The organism is Micromonospora sp. NBS 11-29, from assembly GCF_002140155.1.
In the GTDB taxonomy this organism is placed as follows: Bacteria; Actinomycetota; Actinomycetes; order Mycobacteriales; family Micromonosporaceae; genus Micromonospora.
Genome location: NZ_NAPR01000007.1, coordinates 299,334 through 317,500, shown reverse-complemented (window position 1 = coordinate 317,500; position 18,167 = coordinate 299,334). Strand labels below are relative to the sequence as shown.

Below are 18,167 nucleotides of genomic sequence, written 5' to 3'. Positions count from 1 at the left end.
GTGGGACGCCGCCGTCTGCACTAGGGTGCGGGGCATGGCACCCTCACGCGTCGACCTGCTCACCCGCGAGTACCCGCCGGAGGTCTACGGCGGCGCCGGCGTGCACGTGGAATACCTCGCCCGCGAGCTGCGTCGCCTCACCGAGGTACGGGTGCACTGCTTCGGCGGGCCCCGGGACGAGCCGGGCGTCACCGCGTACGCCGAGCCGACCGGGCTGGCCGACGCGAACGCCGCGCTGCGCGTGATGGGCGTCGACCTGGAGATGGCCGCCGGCACCGCCGGCACCGAACTGGTACACAGCCACACCTGGTACGCCAACCTCGCCGGGCACACCGCGAAGCTGCTGCACGGCGTGCCGCACGTCGTCACCGCGCACAGCCTGGAGCCGCTGCGCCCGTGGAAGGCCGAGCAGCTCGGCGGCGGGTACGCGCTCTCCTCCTGGTGCGAGCGGACCGCGTTCGAGTCGGCCGACGCGATCATCGCGGTGAGCCAGGGAATGCGGCGCGACGTGCTCACCGCCTACCCGTCGGTCAACCCGGACCGGGTCCGGGTGGTCTACAACGGCATCGACACCACGCAGTACGCCCCGGACAAGGGCACCGACGTGCTCGACCGGCTCGGCATCGACCCGGCCCGCCCCAGCGTCGTCTACGTGGGGCGGATCACCCGGCAGAAGGGCCTGCCGTACCTGCTGCGGGCCGCCCGGGAGCTGCCCGCCGACACCCAGCTCGTGCTGCTGGCCGGCGCGCCGGACACCCCGGAGATCGCCGCCGAGGTGGAGGAGCTGGCCGCCGAGCTGCGGGCGAAGCGGTCCGGGGTGGTCTGGGTGGCGGCCATGCTGCCCAAGACCGAGGTGATCCAGGTGCTCAGCCACGCCACGATCTTCGTCTGCCCGTCCGTGTACGAGCCGATGGGCATCGTCAACCTGGAGGCGATGGCCTGCGAGACCGCCGTGGTGGCCACCGCCACCGGCGGCATCCCGGAGGTGGTCGCCGACGGCGAGACCGGGCTGCTGGTGCCGATCGAACAGGCCGGCGACGGGTCCGGCACGCCGCTGGACCCGGAGCGTTTCGTGGCCGACCTCGCCGACCGGATGAACGAGCTGCTGGCCGACCCGGCGCGGATCGCCGCGTTCGGCGCGGCGGGCCGACGGCGCGCGGTGGACCACTTCTCCTGGCACGCCATCGCCGACCAGACGCTCGCCCTCTACGACTCTGTGTAAGGAGGGGCCCCCGCTTAACGCTTTCGGTAGAGGCGGGGCCCCTTCTTAACAGTCGTTGACCGGCTGACCGTCCATCGCGTGTTCGTGCTGACGGTGGACGCGTCGGGGCCGGTACCCCGCCGACTACCGGGTGCGCGACGTGCGGGAGGCACCCGACCGCCCCGGCCGAGAGTTCGTGTTCGTCGCCCGGCGCCGGCCTAGGCGTGTCTGACAGAGGTTGAGCGTTCAGTTGCTCTCGGATGCCCAGTGGTCGTCGATCGAGGGGATGCTCCCGCAACCGACGGGACGCACGGGCCGGAAGGGAATGACCGGCGACATATAATCGCGGCGCGGGCAAAGCGCCAGGCCCAGATTCCGGCACCGGCGTGAGGGATGGGTCAGGATGTTCGGTTCAAAAAAGAAGCTCAACGATCTGATGGCGCAGCTCCGGCCCGACCTGAGTCGGGAATCGCTCGGCGTCGGGCCCGACTTCCCCGGGGTCGCCCCGAACCCGCTACTGAGCAGTGATGCGCGGAAGCGCAATGCCGAACTGCGTACGGGGGCGCTTGCGCTCGGCGTTCTCGTCGACTGGCGGGAGGTGAACAGCAACCCTCGCGTGGTCCTGATGTTCGACGTGGAGACCGCCGACGGCATCTCGTTCCGCGGCATCGCAGACGAAGACCTCACGATCACCGAGCTCACCCGACTCGCCCCAGGACAGACGTTGCCCGTGCGCTACCGGCCGGCCGTCATGGACCACTACGTCGCCCTTGCCCGGGACGCGGACCCCGCCCAGGTGCGGCAGCTCTCTGACGAGATCGCGAGCCGCAAGCGACCCTGACCCGAAGCCATTGGCCGGGTGCGGCTAGGGCGCGTCCGGCACAGGCTGAACGTTCTGGCTAAAGCTCTGGTAGGCCACGCTTGTCAGACACGCCCTACGCCCGGAGGGTGGCGGCGAGGCGGACCAGGCCGGGCGGCTCGACGTCGGCGATCTGGCGGAGGTTGGACACCCGTTCCAGCCGGCGCACGCCGCGTTCGACCTTGTCCACCCAGCTCTTCGACTTGCCCAGGCGGTCGGCGAACTGCTGCTGCGTCAGGTTGCGGCGCAGCCGCCACTGGGCGACCCGCCGGCCCACCGGCAGCTCGTTCACCGCCGGCCCGTCCCGCTCACCGGAGCAACCCCGCCACGAGCAAGCCGAGTACGAGCAACGCCACCGTCACGCCGTAGAGGTACTGCCGCCGGGGGAGCGCCGGGCGTTCGGGCCGGGGCGGATCGGGCAACACCCGGTCGCCGTCCGGGTGCGGAGGCCGGGCCCCGGGGACCGGGTGCGTCCCCGGCAGCGGCCCGACATATGGTCGCTCACGCATCCACGCCTCCTTGATGGTCTGCTGGACACTCATGGATCGGAAGGTTCCGTTGCTGACGAGAGCCGTCCCGACCCTCAACTTAGAAGGCATGGACTGCACAGCCAACAGAGCATGCACGGCGCGTCACTCGGAGTGCGAAGATCGGGTCGCTGACGAGAGGTGGCGCCATCATGCCGCAGGTACCGCTGTATGAGCAGATCATCGCCGACGTCACGGCCTCGATCCGTGCGGGCACCCTGCATCCCGGTGACAAGCTGCCGTCCATCGCCGAACTACGCGAGCAGTACCAGTCGAGCGCGTGGCCGGTCCGGTACGCCCTGCGGATCCTGGACGAGCGGGGCTGGATCATCACCCACCAGGGCAAGGGCTCGTTCGTGGCGGCGAAGCCACCCGCCTGACCCTGCCCGCCGCCTCAGTCGAACACCATGCGCGTGTCAGCTCCCCCGTGACACCCATCGTGTTCCACCCACCGCCGCCCGGTCGACTCAGTGGAACGCTATGGGTGCTTCAGCGCCCGTTTGACACCCATGGCGTTCCACCCACCGCCGCTACGTCGCTCCAGTGGAACGGCATGGGTGTGTGGGCGCCGGTTCGACACCCGGGGCACGGCGGTGAAAGCGGAGGGCGGGTGGGCGCGCGGCTGGGCGGCTACCGTCCGAGGTGACGGCAGCCGCCCAGGAAAGACGCGGGGGTGACGGTCTAGCAGGCGCGGACCCAGGAGGTGCTGACCCAGCCGTTGGTGGCGCCGTCGTCGTTCCACAACGAGACGTGGTAGCGGCCGTTGGCCTCCTGCGCCGCGAACATCAGGGTGTTGAAGCCGACCTGGTGCGGCCACTTCGTGGTGGACGAGGTGCTGTTCACGAACACGGACAGGGTGCTGGCGGTGGAGCACTTACGGTACTGGTAGTAGGCGGCCTGGGCGGCGCCGTCGGTCAGCACGGTCGTGCCGAGGCTGGTCAGTGCGGTCACCGCCGCGAGGGCGAGCACACGCTTTCCGGTCGTACGCAAGGGGTTCCTCCGGGTCGTCGTCGGGAGCGGCCGTCGCGGCCGCGCGGGTGGTGCGGCGGTCAGCAGGCGCGCACCCACGCGGTGCTGACCCAGCCGTTGGTGTCGCCGGAGGTGTCCCAGAGGGAGACGTGGTAGCGGCCGTTGGCTTCCTGCGCCGCGTACATGACGTTGTTGTGGCCGATCTGGTGCGGGTACTTCGTCGTGGACGAGGTGCTGTTGATGAAGAACGAGAGCGTGGCCGCGGTCGAGCACTTGCGGTACTGGTAGTAGCCGGCCTGCGCGGCCCCGCCGGGGACCACGAGGGCGGTCACGCCGGCGAGCGCGGTGCTCGCCACCAGGGCCACGGCGCGTGAGGTGAGCCGATGCATCCTGCCTCCGTAAAGTGATCGATCAATTACCGTCGCAGACCCTACGCACACCGTCACCACTTCGCAACGCGTAGCCGATGGTCGATGTGGAGCCGAGGGTGGGCTTGGCCGAGCGCGAGACGATCTCGGGCAGTAGGTTGAGCGGGTGACTGGACGGTTCCCGATCGAAGACGTCTCCCCCGTCGTCGCCTGCGGTCGCTACCCGGCCAAGGCGGTGGTCGGCGAGGTCGTACCGGTGTCGGCCCGGGCCTACCGCGAGGGCCACGACGCGCTCGGCTGCAACGTGGTGTGGGTGGGTCCGGACGGCGAGGCCCGCCCGTTCACCCGGATGCGCCCCGGCGAGCCGGGGCAGGACCGCTGGCACGCCACCATCCGACCGGACGCGGTCGGCGAGTGGCGCTTCACCGTGGAGGCGTTCCAGGACCCTTACCTGACCTGGCAGAACGCGGTGACGAAGAAGCTGGCCGTCGGTCAGGGCGCGGCGGAGCTGGCCAACGACCTGGCCGAGGGCGAGCGGGTGCTGACCGCCGCGCTCGACCTGGTGCCGAAGGCCGACCATGATCGGGTACGCGAGGCCGCGAGCGCGCTGGTCGACGACGAGCTGGACCTGCCCCGTCGGGTGAGCCCGGCGCTCGACCTGGCCGACCTGCTCTGGGAGCACCCGGTCCGTGAGCTGGTCACCACCGGCGACGAGCGCACGCTCTGGGTGGACCGGCCGCGGGCGCTCTTCTCCGCCTGGTACGAGTTCTTCCCCCGGTCCGAGGGCGCGATCCCGGCTACCGTCGACGCGCCGGCCCGGTCCGGCACGTTCGCCACCGCCGTCGACCGCCTGCCCGGGGTCGCCGCGATGGGCTTCGACGTGCTCTACCTGCCGCCGATCCACCCGATCGGCCGGGTCAACCGCAAGGGCCGCAACAACGCGCTCACCGCCGGGCCGGACGACGTCGGCTCGCCGTGGGCGATCGGCGCGGCCGAGGGCGGCCACGACGCCATCCACCCCGACCTGGGTGAGGTGGACGACTTCCGCGACTTCGTCGCCGCCGCCGCCGAGCAGGGCCTGGAGGTGGCGATGGACCTGGCGTTGCAGTGCGCGCCGGACCACCCCTGGGTCACCGCGCACCCGGAGTGGTTCACCACCCGGGCCGACGGCAGCATCGCGTACGCGGAGAACCCGCCGAAGAAGTACCAGGACATCTACCCGCTGAACTTCGACATCGACCCCGAGGGCATCCGGGCCGAGATCCTGCGGGTGGTGCGGTACTGGATCGACAAGGGCGTGAAGATCTTCCGGGTCGACAACCCGCACACCAAGCCGTTCGACTTTTGGCACTGGCTGATCGCCGAGGTCAAGCGCGTCGACCCGGACGTGCTCTTCCTGGCCGAGGCGTTCACCCGCCCGGCGATCATGCACGGGCTCGGCAAGATCGGCTTCACCCAGTCGTACACCTATTTCACCTGGCGCACGACGGCGGCCGAGATGCGGGAGTACTGCGAGGAGCTGGTCGCCTCCGCCGACTGGATGCGGCCGAACTTCTGGCCCAACACGCCGGACATCCTGCACGCGTCGTTGCAGCACGGTGGGCCGCCGATGTTCAAGATCCGGGCGGTGCTGGCCGCGCTGCTCTCCCCCTCCTGGGGCATGTACGCGGGCTTCGAGCTGTTCGAGCACGTCGCCCGCCCTGGCGCGGAGGAATACCTGGACAACGAGAAGTACGAGCTGCGCCCCCGCGACTGGGACGCCGCGCTGGCGCGCGGGCGGTCGCTGGCACCGTTCATCACCACGCTCAACCAGGTCCGCCGCGACAACCCGGCCCTGCACCAGCTCCGCAACCTGCGCTTCCACGACATCGACAACCCGGCGCTGCTGTGCTGGTCGAAGCACGACCCGGACACCGGCAACACGGTGATCGTGGTCTGCTCGTTCGACTCCCGCACCGTGCAGTGGGGCAACACCACGCTCGACATGCCGGCGCTCGGCCTGGACTGGCACGACCGGTTCACCGTGCGCGACGAGCTGACCGGAGCGGAGTACGACTGGGGGCAGCGCAACGCGGTGCGCCTCGACCCGTACCTGCAACCGGCGCATGTGCTCACCGTGCGCCGCCCGACCCCGCCGGCCACACCCGAGCCGGCGCACCCGGCCGCACCCGACCTCACCGTCGAAGACGACGTACCCGCCGAACTCTCCGGCGGCACCGCACCGACCGCACCGGCCGAGAAGGACGACGCACGATGGACCAGTTGATCGCCGGTGAGGCGTACGACCCGCACTCCCAGCTCGGGGCGCACCCGGCCGACGGGAGCACCACGATCCGGACACTGCGCCGGGGCGCCGGTGAGGTGACGCTGCTCGCCGGCGGCGAACGGCACCCGATGAAGCGCGTGCACGACGTCGGCGTCTTCGAGACGGTGCTCCCCGGTGAGGTGCTCGACTACCGGGTGGAGGTCGACGGCACGACGCACGACGACCCGTACCGCTACCCGCCCACGCTTGGCGAGCTGGACCTGCACCTGATCGGCGAGGGGCGGCACGAGCGGCTCTGGGCGGCGCTCGGCGCCCGGGTCTTCGACGAGGGTGTCGCGTTCGCGGTGTGGGCGCCCAACGCCCGGGGCGTTCGGGTGGTCGGCGACGTCACCGGCTGGGGGCCGGACGACGGCTGGCCGATGCGCTCGCTCGGGTCCAGCGGCGTGTGGGAGATCTTCGTGCCCGGCGTGCCGGTCGGCAGCCGCTACAAGTACCGCATCCTCGGCGCGGACGGGCGCTGGCGGGACAAGGCCGACCCGATGGCCGCCCGCGCCGAGGTGCCGCCGGCCACCGCGTCGGTGGTGCACCTTTCCCGGTACGCGTGGGGCGACGCGGACTGGCTGGCCCGGCGGGCGGCGCGGCAGCCGCACCAGGAGCCGATGAGCGTGTACGAGGTGCACCTGGGCTCCTGGCGGCCCGGCCTCGGCTACCGGGAGCTGGCCGAGCAGTTGACCGCGTACGTCACCGAGATGGGCTTCACCCACGTCGAGTTCCTGCCGGTGATGGAGCATCCGTTCGGCGGCTCGTGGGGCTACCAGGTCACCGGCTACTACGCGCCCACCGCCCGCTTCGGCGACCCGGACGACTTCCGCCACCTGGTCGACACGCTGCACGCCGCCGGCATCGGCGTGATCCTCGACTGGGTGCCGGCGCACTTCCCGAAGGACGAGTGGGCCCTCGCGCGCTTCGACGGCACCCCGCTCTACGAGCACCCCGACCCGCGTCGCGGCGAGCACCCCGACTGGGGCACGTACGTCTTCGATTTCGGCCGCAACGAGGTGCGCAACTTCCTGGTCGCCAACGCGCTCTACTGGATCGACGAGTTCCACGTCGACGGGCTGCGGGTCGACGCGGTCGCCTCGATGCTCTACCTCGACTACTCCCGCCCGGAGGGGCAGTGGGCCCCGAACGTGCACGGCGGCCGGGAGAACCTGGAGGCGATCACGTTCCTCCAGGAGGTCAACGCCACCGTCTACCGGCACCACCCGGGCGTGCTGATGGTCGCCGAGGAGTCGACCGCCTGGCCGGGCGTGACCCGGCCGACCTCCGACGGCGGGCTCGGGTTCGGCTTCAAGTGGAACATGGGCTGGATGCACGACACCCTGCTCTACACCTCGAAGGACCCGATCTACCGGCAGCACCACCACCATCAGCTCACGTTCTCGCTGGCGTACGCGTGGAGCGAGAACTACGTGCTGCCGATCAGCCACGACGAGGTGGTGCACGGCAAGGGGTCACTGACCGGCAAGATGCCCGGCGACACCTGGCAGCGGCTGGCGAACGTGCGGGCGCTGCTGGCGTACATGTGGGCGCACCCCGGCAAGCAGTTGCTCTTCATGGGCTGTGAGCTCGCCGACGACCGGGAGTGGAGCGAGGAACGCGGCCTGGACTGGTACCTGACCCACGACCCGGCGCGGGCCGGCGTGCAACGGCTGGTCGCCGACCTGAACCGCGTCTACCGGGACACGCCGGCGCTCTGGGCGCAGGACACCGACCCGGCCGGCTTCCGCTGGCTCGCCGGGGACGATGTCGCCAACAACGCGGTCTCGTTCGTCCGGATCGCCCCGGACGGGCAGACGCTGGTCTGCGTGGCGAACTTCTCCGCGACGCCGCTGGCGCACTACCGGATCGGCCTGCCGGCGGGCGGGACGTGGACGGAGGCGTTGAACACCGACGCCCACCACTACGGCGGCTCGGGGGTGGGCAACCTCGGCGAGGTGCACGCCGAGAACGTGCCCTGGCACGGCCTGCCCGCGTCGGTGGAGTTGCAGGTCCCCCCGCTGGGCGTGCTCTGGCTCCGCCAGCGCTGACCGCGGCCGGCGGCGGTCAGACCAGGTCGGCTTCGCGCAGCAGCTTCCAGAGGCCCGCGCCGTCCGGGGCGCTGAGCCACTTCTGGCCCNGCCCCGCCGGTGCGGGCAGGCTGCCGGCGAGCACCGACTGCGTCGGTGACAGCCGTCGGATCGCCACCCCGGCCACGTTGTCCGGGTGGGCGGCGGCGAACTCCCGGTAGATCTCCGGGTCGTGCTGCCCGTCGTCGCCGATGAGCAGCCAGCGCACCTCGGGGAACTCCTGGGACAGCCGGGCCAGGGTGGCCCGCTTGTGCTCGCGGCCGCTGCGGAACCAGCGGTCGGCCGTCGGCCCCCAGTCGGTGAGCAGCAGCGGCCCGGCCGGGTAGAGGTGCCGGGAGAGGAACCGGGTCAGCGTCGGCGCGACGTTCCAGGCGCCGGTGGAGAGGTAGAAGACCGGCGCGCCCGGGTGGGCGGTGGCGAGGCGCTCGTAGAGCACCGCCATGCCGGGCACGGCGTTGCGGGCGTGCTCGTCGAGGACGAACGTGTTCCACGCGGCGAGCATCGGCCGGGGCAGCGCGGTCACCATGACCGTGTCGTCGATGTCGGAGAGGATGCCGAACCGGACGGTCGGGTCGAGGATGCGGACCAGCGCCTCCACCGGTTCGGCGTCGGCCACGGCGAGGCGTACGCAGCCCCAGCCGGGGGTGAAGTCGCCCTCGACGACCGTGTCGACGAAACCGCTGCGGTCGGCGGTGACCTCGTGGCGCACACCGTTGACCTCGATGGTCACCCGGGCGTGCTTGGCCGGCAGGGTGGCGAAGCTGCGCCAGCCGCGTACCTTGTCCAGCCGGCCCCGGCGGCGGGTGTCGGGGCGGCCGAGCAGCACCCGGNCTGCCAGCCGGTGCGCCGCAGCCGACGCTCCACCAGGCCGTGCAGCGCATCCTCGATGCGCGCGGCACGGTGCAGTTGCGGCACGGCCAGCTGGTCCGGTGGTGTGGGTGGCACGGCTGCAACACTGCCACAACCTGCGGGGCCCGGCCACGCGAGTGATCCATACCGATCCGGCCCGGAACCCGACGGTGGGCGTGTCNCCCGGACGCGCCGGCGCTGGTGGCGCTGCTGCTCGGCGCGGCCGGGGTCGGCTACCGGCTGGTGCTGACGCTGCTCACGGTGCCCGCCTCGAACAGCGACGAGGCGACGTTCGGGCTGGCCGCGCTGCACATCGCCGGCGGCCACGAGCGGCCGGTCTTCCTCTACGGCCAGCGCTACATGGGGATCCTGGAGTCCTACCTCGCCGCGCCGCTGGTGGGCTGGGCGGGGCCGAGCTGGCCGCTGCTGCGGCTGCCGCTGGTCGCGCTCTACGCGGTCTTCCTGTGGCTGGCGTATCGGACGACCCGCCGGCTCCTCTCCCCCTGGCTGGCCGTGGCCGTGGTGGGCCTGCTGGCGCTCGGCTCGGAGCGGGTGGTGCGCGACCAGCTCACCGTGGTCGGCGGCCGACCCGAGGTCAAGCCCGCGGTGCTGGCGATGCTGCTGATCGCGGTCGCCCTGGGCGAGCGGCGGGTCCGGCACCGCGGGCTCGCCGCCGGCGTGTTCGGGCTGCTCGCCGGGGTGGCCCTCTGGTCGGACTGGCTGATCACGCCGTACCTGCTGGTGGCCGGCGCGGTGCTGGTGCTGGCCGCGCCCCGGGACCTCATCCGCTGGCCGGGGGTGCTGCTGGTCGCCGGTTTCGCGATCGGGATCGCCCCGGTGGTGAAGGACAACCTGGTCGCGCCGCCCGGGCAGGACTCGCTGTCGGTGTTCCGGCGGATCAGCACCACCGCCGGGGTGGCCCCGTCGGTGGGCGAGCGGCTGCACGGCGGGCTGCTGGAGGGGGTGCCGCTGGCCGCCGGGCTGTGCCCGATGGGCGGCTGCGCCCACTGGGCGCAGTGGTTCGGCGTGCTCTACCCGGTGCTGCTGGCAGCCGCCGCCGGGCTCGGGCTGGTCGCGTACCGCCGGGCCGCCGACCGGGCCGCGCGGGTCCGGGCCGCGGCGATCCTCGCGCTGGTCGCCGGCGCGGCGCTGACCCTGCTGGCGTACGTGCGCAGCCCGCTCGCCGCGACCGATCCGCTGGGCAACGCCCGCTACCTGTCGGTGTTGCAGATCTCGCTGCCGGCGGTGCTCTGGCCGCTCTGGCTGGCCGCCGCGCACGCGCTGCGTGGCACCGCCGGTCGGGTGGCCCGGCTGGGCGGCGTCACGGCCGCCGTGGTGCTGGCCGGGCTGACCGCCGCCACGCTGGCCGGCACCGTGGCGTTCCTGGCCGGCGTGCCGGGGGTGCGGGCCGAGGAGCGGTCGGCCCGGCGGCTCGCCGACGCGGTGCTGCGGGCCGGCCTGCACGAGGTGTACGGGGACTACTGGACCTGCAACCGGTTGATCTTCAACACCGGCGAGGCGGTGGCGTGCGGCGTGCTGGACGCCAACCTCACGCCGGGGCAGAACCGCTATCCGGCGTACTGGCGGCGGGTGGGCCGGGCGGTCCGGCCCGGGTACGTGGTGGCCGTCGGCTCCCCCGCCGAGCGCGGGCTGCGCCGGATGCTGGGCGCGCGGGCCGACGCGGCGGTGGTGGCCGAGGTCGGCGGCGCTCGCGTGTACCACCCGGAGCACGCCGTGCGGCCGTGGCGCTGAGCCCGGCCCGTACGCTGTGCCGGTGCTCATCCTGCTCCCCCCGTCCGAGGGAAAGACCGAGGCCGGCACCGGTCGGCGGCTGGACCTGTCCCGGCTGTCCCGGACCGAGCTGACCCCGGCCCGCGAGGCGGTGCTGACCGCGCTGGTCGACCTCTGCGCCAGCCCGGACGAGACGGCGGCCCGGGACGCGCTGGGCCTCAGCGAGGGACAGCGCGGCGAACTGCGGCGCAACGCCCGGCTGCGGGCCGCCGCCACCGCCCCGGCCGGGCGGCTCTACACCGGGGTGCTCTACGAGGCGCTCGACCTGGCCACGCTCCCCCCGGCGGCGCAGCGGGCGGCCCGCCGGTCGGTGCTGATCAGCTCCGGCCTGTGGGGCGCGGTACGCCTCACCGACCGGGTCCCGCCGTACCGCTGCCCGATCGGGGCGCGGCTGCCGGGGGTCGGTGCGCTGTCGACGTACTGGCGCAGCGTACTGGGGCCGGTGCTGACGGCGGCGGCGGGCAACGGGCCGGTGCTGGACCTGCGCTCCGGCGCGTACGCGGCCACCTGGGCGCCGCGCGGCGCGGTCGCCGAGCGGACGGTGACCGTCCGGGTGCTGCACGAGCGGCTGGTCGACGGTGTGCCGACCCGGTCGGTGGTGAGCCACTTCAACAAGGCGACCAAGGGCCGGCTGGTCCGGGACCTGCTCCTCGCCGACGCCCGGCCGCGCACCGCGGACGCGCTGGTGGGGGCGCTGCGCGAGCTGGCGTACACAGTGGAGGAAGGTCCGCGGGCGGCCGGCCGGCCCCGGCAGCTCGACCTGGTCGTCACCGAACTCTGACCGTGGGTTCGCGCAAATTTTGCTCAAGGCTCGGGCGCAACGGTTCCCCGGCCCGCCGGTGCGGGCCACGGTAGAGGGACCCCTCGCCGACCAAGGAGCCGTGCCGATGCTCTCCGAGCCCACCACACTGCTCGACCGGCCCCGCCCGTCGTCGCCGCCCCCGCCGCTGGACTGGCTGACCCTCAGCGACGCCTTCGAGGTGGCCTGCCTGGTGCGCTGCACGCCGCCCCCGGCCGCCGACGTCCGGCGGCTCGACGTCGGGCCGTACCGGGACGGGGTGGCCGAGTTCAACCGGGAGGAGGCGGCGCGCCGGATGCGGCACCTGCTGCGCCGGCTGGACGTGCCGGTCGAGCACGAGCTGACCACGGGCGGCCTGCGCCGCCGCTACGAGCTGCACCGGCTCTCGGTGCCCCGGGAACACCGGCCGGCGTACGCGAACCTGCTGGCGGCCGGCTGGCGGCAGGGCCGCCGCGAGCTGCTCGGTGGGCCGTTCACCGGCGCCTCGACGGCCCGCCGGGTCTGGCGTCCCCGGCTGGCGGCCGCGGCCTGGCGGGCGGCGCTGCTCGCCGGCGGCCGGCACGTACGCCGGCACTGTCTCGGCATCCGGCTGGCCGACCGTGACCTGGCGGCGGTGCTGGTGCGCGGCGCGGCGCTGCTGGAGGTCCCGGCGGCGCTGCGGCCCGGCTCCGGCTGCTTCCTGGTGAGCGTCTCCAACGGCGAGCACCGGGCCCGGATCATCGAGAGCGCCGAACTGGGCTGACCGGACGGGCGGGCCCGGCGGACCCTACGGGCGGGCTTGTCCGGGCGGGGTTGCGCGGCGGCCGGTGCACGGCGCAGAGTGCAGCGCGTGAGCCGACACTGGTCTGCGCGCGCCCGGCGCCGGACCGCGACCCCGCTGGTGGTGTTGCTGCTGCTCGCCGCCGGCCTGGCCGGTTGCCGGGACGAACCCGCCGAGCCGATGCGGATCCGGATCGCCACCGGCAGCCCCACCGCCGTCTACCACGCCTTCGGCAAGTCGCTGGCCGCGTTGCTCAACCGGGAGCTGCCCGAGGTGCGGGCCGACGTGATGGTCACCGCCGCGTCCGCGCAGAACGTCCGGCTGGTCGCCGCGCACGACGCGGACCTGGGCTTCACCCAGGCCGACGTGCTGCCGCCGCGCGAGCCGGAGCACCCGGCCGTGCTCGCCGTGGCCCGGGTCTACGACGACCTGCTGCACCTGGTCACCACCGCCGGCGGCCCGGTCCGCACGCTCGCCGACCTGCGCGGCCGGCGGGTCTCGGTGGGCGCCGACGGTTCGGGCACCGAGGTCACCGTCACCCGGCTGCTCGCCGTGGCCCAGCTCGGCGGCGACCGGGTACGCCAGCAACACCTGGGGCTGGACGACTCGGTGGCCGCCCTGCACGAGGGCCGGATCGACGCGTTCTTCTTCTCCGGCGGGTTGCCGGTGCGCGGCGTCGCCGAGCTGGCCCAGCGGACCTCGCTGCGGATGGTCGACCTGGGCGAGTGGACCGAGCCGCTGCGGCGCGCGTACGGGCAGGTCTACGTGACCCGGGACATTCCCCGCTCGGTCTACCGGGCGGACCCGGTCAGCACGGTGGCGAACCCGAACTACCTGATCGTCCGCGCCGACCTGCCCACCCCGCTGGTGCGCGAGCTGACCCGGCTGCTGATGGAGAGCCGGGAGGAGCTGGCCGCGGCGCACCCGGCGGCCGGTCGGATGAGCCCCCGGTCGGCGATCGTGACCGCCCCGCTGCCGCTGCATCCCGGCGCGGCGCAGTGGTACCGCGACGCCAAGCCCTGACCCGGGTCAGCGGCCGACCGGCTCACCGGCGCGTGCCGGCACGGCCGGATCGTCGTCACGCCCCGGGCCGTCGTCGCCCGGGGCGTCGTCGTCCGGTTCGCCCGACGCCGGGAACCACAGCTCGGCGACCAGCCCCCGGGGCTCGTTGTGGCGCATGGTGAGCCGGCCGTGCGACGCGTCGACCAGCACCGCCACGATGGTCAGCCCCAACCCGGCGCCGTCCACGTTCTGCGCGTCCGGCGCCCGCCAGAACCGCTCGGTGGCCTGGTCGAGCTGGCTGGTGGTCATACCCGGGCCGGTGTCCCGCACGGTCAGCGTCGTCCCGCCGTCGACCGGGCGTACCGTGACCGTCACCTCTCCCCCGGCGCCGCTGAACTTGACCGCGTTGTCGATCAGGGCGTCGAGCGCCTGGTCGATCGCGGTCGGGACGGTCCGGGCGTACACCGGGGCGTCGGCCGCGTCGAGCCGGAGGGTGACCGCCCGGTGCCGGGCCAGCGGCAGCCAGGCCGCGACCCGGGACGCGGCCGTCGCGGTGGCGTCCACGGTGACCCGCTGGTTCTCCTCCCGCTCGGCCCGGGCCAGGGTGAGCAGCGCGTCGAGCACGGTGGCCAGCCGGTCGGTCTCCTCCAGCGCCAACCGGTGCTCGGCCCGACCGTCCGGGTCGGTGAGGCTCGGGCCCAGCTCCTCCACCCGCAGCCGCAGCGCGGTCAGCGGGTTGCGGAGCTGGTGGCTGGCGTGCGCGACGAAGGCCCGCTGGCGGTCCATCACGTCGGAGACCGCGTCGACCATGTCGTTGAAGCTGGTCGCCAGCCGGCGCAGCTCCGGCGGGCCGAGCCGGGGCCGGACCCGGGCCGTGCGGCGTCCCTCCGCGATCTCGTGGGTCGCCGCGTCCAGCTCGGTGACCGGGCGCAGCACCCAACCGGCCAACCCGAACGCGGTGGAGACACAGGCCAGCACCGCGAGCAGGCCGATGCCGGCCAGCATCAGCCACCACACCGTGACGGTCCGGCGTACCGGCCCCGCCGGGGTGGTGGTGACCACGGCGCCGAGCACCTCGCCGCCGTCGTTGATCGGGACCGCGGTCACCAGCGACCCGTCCGCCCACGGCCAGACCGACTCCGGGCCGCTGAACTGCTGCCCGGCCAGCGCGGTGTCCACCGCCAGGCCGGTGCCCGCGCCCGGCTCCCACCGGGACGAGGCAGCCACGGTACGCCGGTCCCGGTCCAGCACGGCCGCGCCGATGCCGTAGAGGTCGTCGTAGGCGGCCAGCTCACCGCCGAGCGGGCCGGGGCTGCCGCCGCGCAGCGCCGGACCGGCCAGCGAGGCGAACCGGGTGGCGTCGGCGAGCCGGTCGGCGCGGACCCGGTCGGTCTCCCGGGAGGCCAGCGTGACCGCCAGCGGGGTCTCCAACGCGATCAGCACCAGCACCATCAGCAGCAGGTAGCTGATCACCAGCCGACGGCGCACCGGGGCCTCCTCACGCGTCGCGGAGCCGGTAGCCGACCCCGCGCACGGTCTCCACCAGGGTCGGGTCGCCGAGCTTGCCGCGCAGCGACCCGACGTGCACCTCCACGGTGTGCCGGTCGGCGAAGGTGGTGCCCCACACGTCGAGCAGGATCCGGTCGCGCGGCACGGCGACGCCGGGCTGGCGGGCCAGGGAGAGCAGGATGTCGAACTCCTTGCGGGTCAGGGCCACCGACCGGCCAGCCACGCTGACCGTCCGGCCGCCCACGTCGATGCGGACCACACCGGCCTCGATCAGGTGGCGTTCCGGCACGGTGTGCGCGGCCCGGCGCAGCACCGCCTCGATCCGGGCCTGGAGTTCCACCATCGAGAACGGCTTGACCACGTAGTCGTCGGCGCCCAGCCGCAGGCCCAGCACCCGGTCCCGTTCCTCGCCCCGGGCGGTCACCGCGATGATGCCGAGCTGGCTGCTGCGCCGGCGCAGCTCCCGGCACAGGTCGGTGCCGTCGCCGTCGGGCAGGGTGAGGTCGAGCAGCACCAGGTCGCAGGGGGCGGCGGAGAGCGCGGCGGCGACGGTGGCGGCGTGCTCCACCTGGTAGCCACGGCGGGTCAACGCCGACGACAACGCCGCGGCGACCCGACGGTCGTCCTCGACCAGGAGGATCCGCACCCGTGCCTCCGTCCGTTCGAGGTGTTGCCCTGGGAATGGTGGCAGAAGCGCCGCCGGGACGCGAGGCCGGCCACCGACGGATCGTTATGCTGCGTCGAGCCCGTTCGACGGCGCGACGCGCCCTGCCACGATGCGAGTAGAGATGACTGACAGCAACGACCGGTCCGCCTCCGTCTTCGTCCACCCGACGGCCGACGTCGAGGACGGCGCCCGGGTCGGCGACGGCACGAAGGTCTGGCACCTGGCCCACATCCGGTCGAGCGCCCAGGTCGGCGCCGGCTGCGTGATCGGCCGCAACGTGTACGTCGACGCGAGCGTCACGGTCGGCGACCGGGTGAAGATTCAGAACAACGTCTCGGTCTACCAGGGCGTGACCATCGAGGACGAGGTCTTCGTCGGCCCGTGCGCGGTGTTCACCAACGACTTCCGGCCGCGCGCGCAGAATCCGGACTGGACGATCACCCCGACGCTGGTCCGTCGGGGCGCGTCGATCGGCGCCAACGCCACGCTGGTCTGCGGCATCGAGGTCGGCGAGTACGCGATGATCGCCGCCGGTTCCGTGGTGACCCGGGACGTCAAGCCCTACCAGCTCGTGGCCGGGAACCCGGCCCGGCCCAAGGGCTGGGTCGACGAGAAGGGCGAGGTCGTCTCGCGGGACGTGGACAACCCGCCNGGGGCGGCGAGGAGGACCGGTCGCCGCCCCCGCGCGTTCGTGCGCCCGCCTCAGCCGCAGAGCCGGCCGATCTCGTCGCGGAACCGGTCCATCGGGTTGGACCCGGCCGGACCGAGCAGGTATTCCTTCAACTCCCGCCGCGCCTGGACCATCGGGTCGTCGCCGGCCCGGGTCACGTCGAGGATCTTCGGCAGCTCGCCGCAGTCCACCGACAGCAGGTACGCCGCCCGGGCGGTGGGGAACTGCCGGCGGAACTCGTCCTCGGAGAGGCCCGCCGGGTTGGCCACCACGTACGGCCGCTCGCTCTGCACGAAGTCGGAGACCACGCTGGACACGTCGCTGACCAGCAGGTCGGTGACGTTGAAGCAGTCGAACAACGCCGGCGTACGGCCGGTGACGACCAGGTGCGCGGCGCCGTCAAGCGAGGTGGGGTCGGTCTCGCCGCCGGCGGCCCGGATCCGGGCGACGATCCGCTCGTGGGCCGCCCGCGCCTTCGGCGAGCGGGTACCGGTCAGCGGGTGCGGCTTGTAGACCACCCGCAGGTTCCCGGCGGCCAGCAGCCCGGACACGATCCGCTCCCCCATCGACACCAGCGAGGTGTGGTACGGGTCGTCGTCCAGCCAGCCCTCCCAGGTGGGGGCGTAGAGCACGGTGAACCGGTGGTCGGCGGCGCCGGAGCCGAACGTGTGCACGCCGGCGAGCTGGGGGCGGCCCACCTCCACGATGTCCCGGTCCAGGACGCCGACGTCGGCGCGGGCGTAGCGCTCCCGACCGGCCGGGCCGGCCACCCACACCTCGTCGTACACCTTGCTGTACGGGTTGACGCTGGCCTGCTTGTCGCTGTCGCCGTGGCCGACGAAGACGTGTTTGACGCCCGGCTCGCGCAGCAGGTGGATGTTCGCGCCGACGTTCGCCGCGTACAGCGCGACCCGCAGCGAGCCGAGGTCGAGGTTCATGAAGTCCACCCCGGCGGGCACGCAGACCACCGGCAGCCGGGTGTCGGCGAGCTGCTCGAACGCGTCCGCGGCGCGCAGCAGCACCACCGCGCGGCGGCCGGTCGCCTCCACCGGCGCGAGCCACATGTTGGCCTGGTAGACGTCCTTGGCCGGGCCGGCGAAGTAGAGCGCCACCTCGGGCCGTTCCCGGGCCAGCCAGTCGTGCACGGCGGGCAGCACGCCCGGGGCCGCGCCCCGGCCCCGCAGCACGGTCAGCGCCAGCACCGCCGCGACGACCAGGCCGGCGACGAGCGTGACCAGCCCGGTCACCACCACCGGGGCGACCCGGTCCATCGCGGCGGCCACCACGGCCGCCGGGACCAGCAGGACGTTCAGCAGCGGCAGCCGCAGCCCGGCCAGCCCGCGCGCCCAGGCCGGCGGGACCGGGACCCGGCGCAGCGCGCCGAGGTCGATGTTGCGGGTGTACGCCGGTGGGTCGACCCGACCGTCGATCGCCTTGGTCACCGCGGTGGTGGCGACGGCCACGGTCCAGAGCGCGGCGGGCAGCAGCAGCACCGCGATCGTGCCGGCCACGCCGGGACGGACGGTGGTGACCACCAGCAGGACCACCGACAGGTCCCGGACCAGCCGCCGGAAGGTGGCGCCGATGCCGGCCTTGTCGAGCAGCTCGGCGGTTCCGGCGTACCGGGTGGCCAGACCCAGATCACCGGCGAGGGCGACCACTGCGGCCACCGCGTACGGGACCACCAGGCCGAGCGCCCCGGAGAGGATCATGACGCCGTACCCGAGGAGCGTCGCGCCGACCGCGGCGAGACCCTGCTGGCTGCGTACTCTGCTGAACAACGACACGCTCCCTGTCTGCC

General features: G+C 73.5%; 15 protein-coding genes and 3 pseudogenes. 10 read left to right on the top strand and 8 right to left on the bottom strand.

Annotation, left to right across the window (positions count from 1 at the left end; translation table 11 throughout):
• Nucleotides 1-34: 34 nt before the first annotated feature.
• Both glgA and B1205_RS11650 read left to right on the top strand, forming a co-directional pair.
• Complete coding sequence (glgA, locus tag B1205_RS11655) at nt 35-1,222, top strand: glycogen synthase (RefSeq protein WP_089155616.1); 1,188 nt, start codon at nt 35-37, stop codon at nt 1,220-1,222.
• Between the two features lie 382 nt (nt 1,223-1,604).
• Nucleotides 1,605-2,042 (top strand): hypothetical protein, encoded by a 438-nt coding sequence (locus B1205_RS11650; protein WP_089155615.1) that lies wholly within the window; start codon nt 1,605-1,607, stop codon nt 2,040-2,042.
• 142 nt (nt 2,043-2,184) lie between these two features.
• Here B1205_RS11650 and B1205_RS11645 read toward each other — a convergent pair.
• Both B1205_RS11645 and B1205_RS11640 read right to left on the bottom strand, forming a co-directional pair.
• Nucleotides 2,185-2,352, bottom strand: a pseudogene (locus tag B1205_RS11645) (helix-turn-helix domain-containing protein); the annotation flags it as partial.
• Between the two features lie 16 nt (nt 2,353-2,368).
• Nucleotides 2,369-2,602 carry a hypothetical protein gene (locus B1205_RS11640; protein WP_176308550.1) on the bottom strand — a complete coding sequence of 78 codons (234 nt, stop codon included), beginning with the start codon at nt 2,600-2,602 and terminating at the stop codon, nt 2,369-2,371.
• 137 nt (nt 2,603-2,739) lie between these two features.
• On the opposite strand from B1205_RS11640, the gene B1205_RS11635 reads away from it, so the two are divergent.
• The gene (locus B1205_RS11635; protein WP_089155612.1) at nt 2,740-2,967 is read left to right on the top strand and encodes a winged helix-turn-helix domain-containing protein; all 228 of its coding nucleotides are present in this window, start codon (nt 2,740-2,742) and stop codon (nt 2,965-2,967) included.
• Nucleotides 2,968-3,268: 301 nt separating this feature from the next.
• Here the strand turns inward: B1205_RS11635 and B1205_RS11630 are convergent, their stop codons facing one another.
• Together B1205_RS11630 and B1205_RS11625 are read right to left on the bottom strand one after the other, a co-directional pair.
• Entirely contained in the window at nt 3,269-3,577 is a 309-nt protein-coding gene (locus B1205_RS11630) for a hypothetical protein (protein WP_140158019.1), read from the bottom strand.
• A 59-nt stretch (nt 3,578-3,636) separates the two neighbouring features.
• Nucleotides 3,637-3,945 (bottom strand): hypothetical protein, encoded by a 309-nt coding sequence (locus tag B1205_RS11625; protein WP_089155610.1) that lies wholly within the window; start codon nt 3,943-3,945, stop codon nt 3,637-3,639.
• Between the two features lie 145 nt (nt 3,946-4,090).
• Here B1205_RS11625 and B1205_RS11620 point away from each other — a divergent pair, with 145 nt between their 5' ends.
• Together B1205_RS11620 and glgB are read left to right on the top strand one after the other, a co-directional pair.
• The gene (locus B1205_RS11620; protein ID WP_089155609.1) at nt 4,091-6,190 is read left to right on the top strand and encodes an alpha-1,4-glucan--maltose-1-phosphate maltosyltransferase; all 2,100 of its coding nucleotides are present in this window, start codon (nt 4,091-4,093) and stop codon (nt 6,188-6,190) included.
• A complete protein-coding gene (gene glgB / locus B1205_RS11615) occupies nt 6,178-8,280 on the top strand; it encodes a 1,4-alpha-glucan branching protein GlgB (RefSeq protein WP_089155608.1) in 2,103 nt (700 codons plus the stop codon). The genes B1205_RS11620 and glgB overlap by 13 nt, the downstream gene beginning before the upstream one ends.
• 16 nt (nt 8,281-8,296) lie before the next feature.
• On the opposite strand, the pseudogene B1205_RS11610 reads toward glgB, so the two are convergent.
• Nucleotides 8,297-9,207, bottom strand: a pseudogene (locus B1205_RS11610) (App1 family protein).
• A 111-nt stretch (nt 9,208-9,318) separates the two neighbouring features.
• Here B1205_RS11610 and B1205_RS11605 point away from each other — a divergent pair.
• From B1205_RS11605 to B1205_RS11590, 4 genes are all read left to right on the top strand, one after another.
• On the top strand, nt 9,319-10,920 hold the full coding sequence (locus tag B1205_RS11605) for a hypothetical protein (protein ID WP_089155607.1): 1,602 nt from the start codon (nt 9,319-9,321) through the stop codon (nt 10,918-10,920).
• A 16-nt stretch (nt 10,921-10,936) separates the two neighbouring features.
• The gene (gene yaaA / locus B1205_RS11600; RefSeq protein ID WP_089155606.1) at nt 10,937-11,740 is read left to right on the top strand and encodes a peroxide stress protein YaaA; all 804 of its coding nucleotides are present in this window, start codon (nt 10,937-10,939) and stop codon (nt 11,738-11,740) included.
• A gap of 106 nt (nt 11,741-11,846) precedes the next feature.
• A complete protein-coding gene (locus B1205_RS11595) occupies nt 11,847-12,500 on the top strand; it encodes a hypothetical protein (protein WP_089155848.1) in 654 nt (217 codons plus the stop codon).
• Between the two features lie 87 nt (nt 12,501-12,587).
• Nucleotides 12,588-13,541 (top strand): TAXI family TRAP transporter solute-binding subunit, encoded by a 954-nt coding sequence (locus tag B1205_RS11590; protein WP_089155605.1) that lies wholly within the window; start codon nt 12,588-12,590, stop codon nt 13,539-13,541.
• A gap of 6 nt (nt 13,542-13,547) precedes the next feature.
• Here B1205_RS11590 and B1205_RS11585 read toward each other — a convergent pair whose 3' ends face one another.
• Nucleotides 13,548-15,008, bottom strand: coding sequence for a sensor histidine kinase (locus tag B1205_RS11585; protein ID WP_254909867.1), 1,461 nt, complete (start codon nt 15,006-15,008; stop codon nt 13,548-13,550).
• Nucleotides 15,009-15,018: 10 nt separating this feature from the next.
• Complete coding sequence (locus tag B1205_RS11580; RefSeq protein ID WP_089155604.1) at nt 15,019-15,675, bottom strand: response regulator transcription factor; 657 nt, start codon at nt 15,673-15,675, stop codon at nt 15,019-15,021.
• A 142-nt stretch (nt 15,676-15,817) separates the two neighbouring features.
• Here B1205_RS11580 and B1205_RS11575 point away from each other — a divergent pair.
• Nucleotides 15,818-16,366, top strand: a pseudogene (locus B1205_RS11575) (acyltransferase); the annotation flags it as partial.
• A 32-nt stretch (nt 16,367-16,398) separates the two neighbouring features.
• Here B1205_RS11575 and B1205_RS11570 read toward each other — a convergent pair.
• Nucleotides 16,399-18,147, bottom strand: coding sequence for a CDP-glycerol glycerophosphotransferase family protein (locus B1205_RS11570; RefSeq protein WP_089155847.1), 1,749 nt, complete (start codon nt 18,145-18,147; stop codon nt 16,399-16,401).
• Nucleotides 18,148-18,167 lie beyond the last annotated feature (20 nt).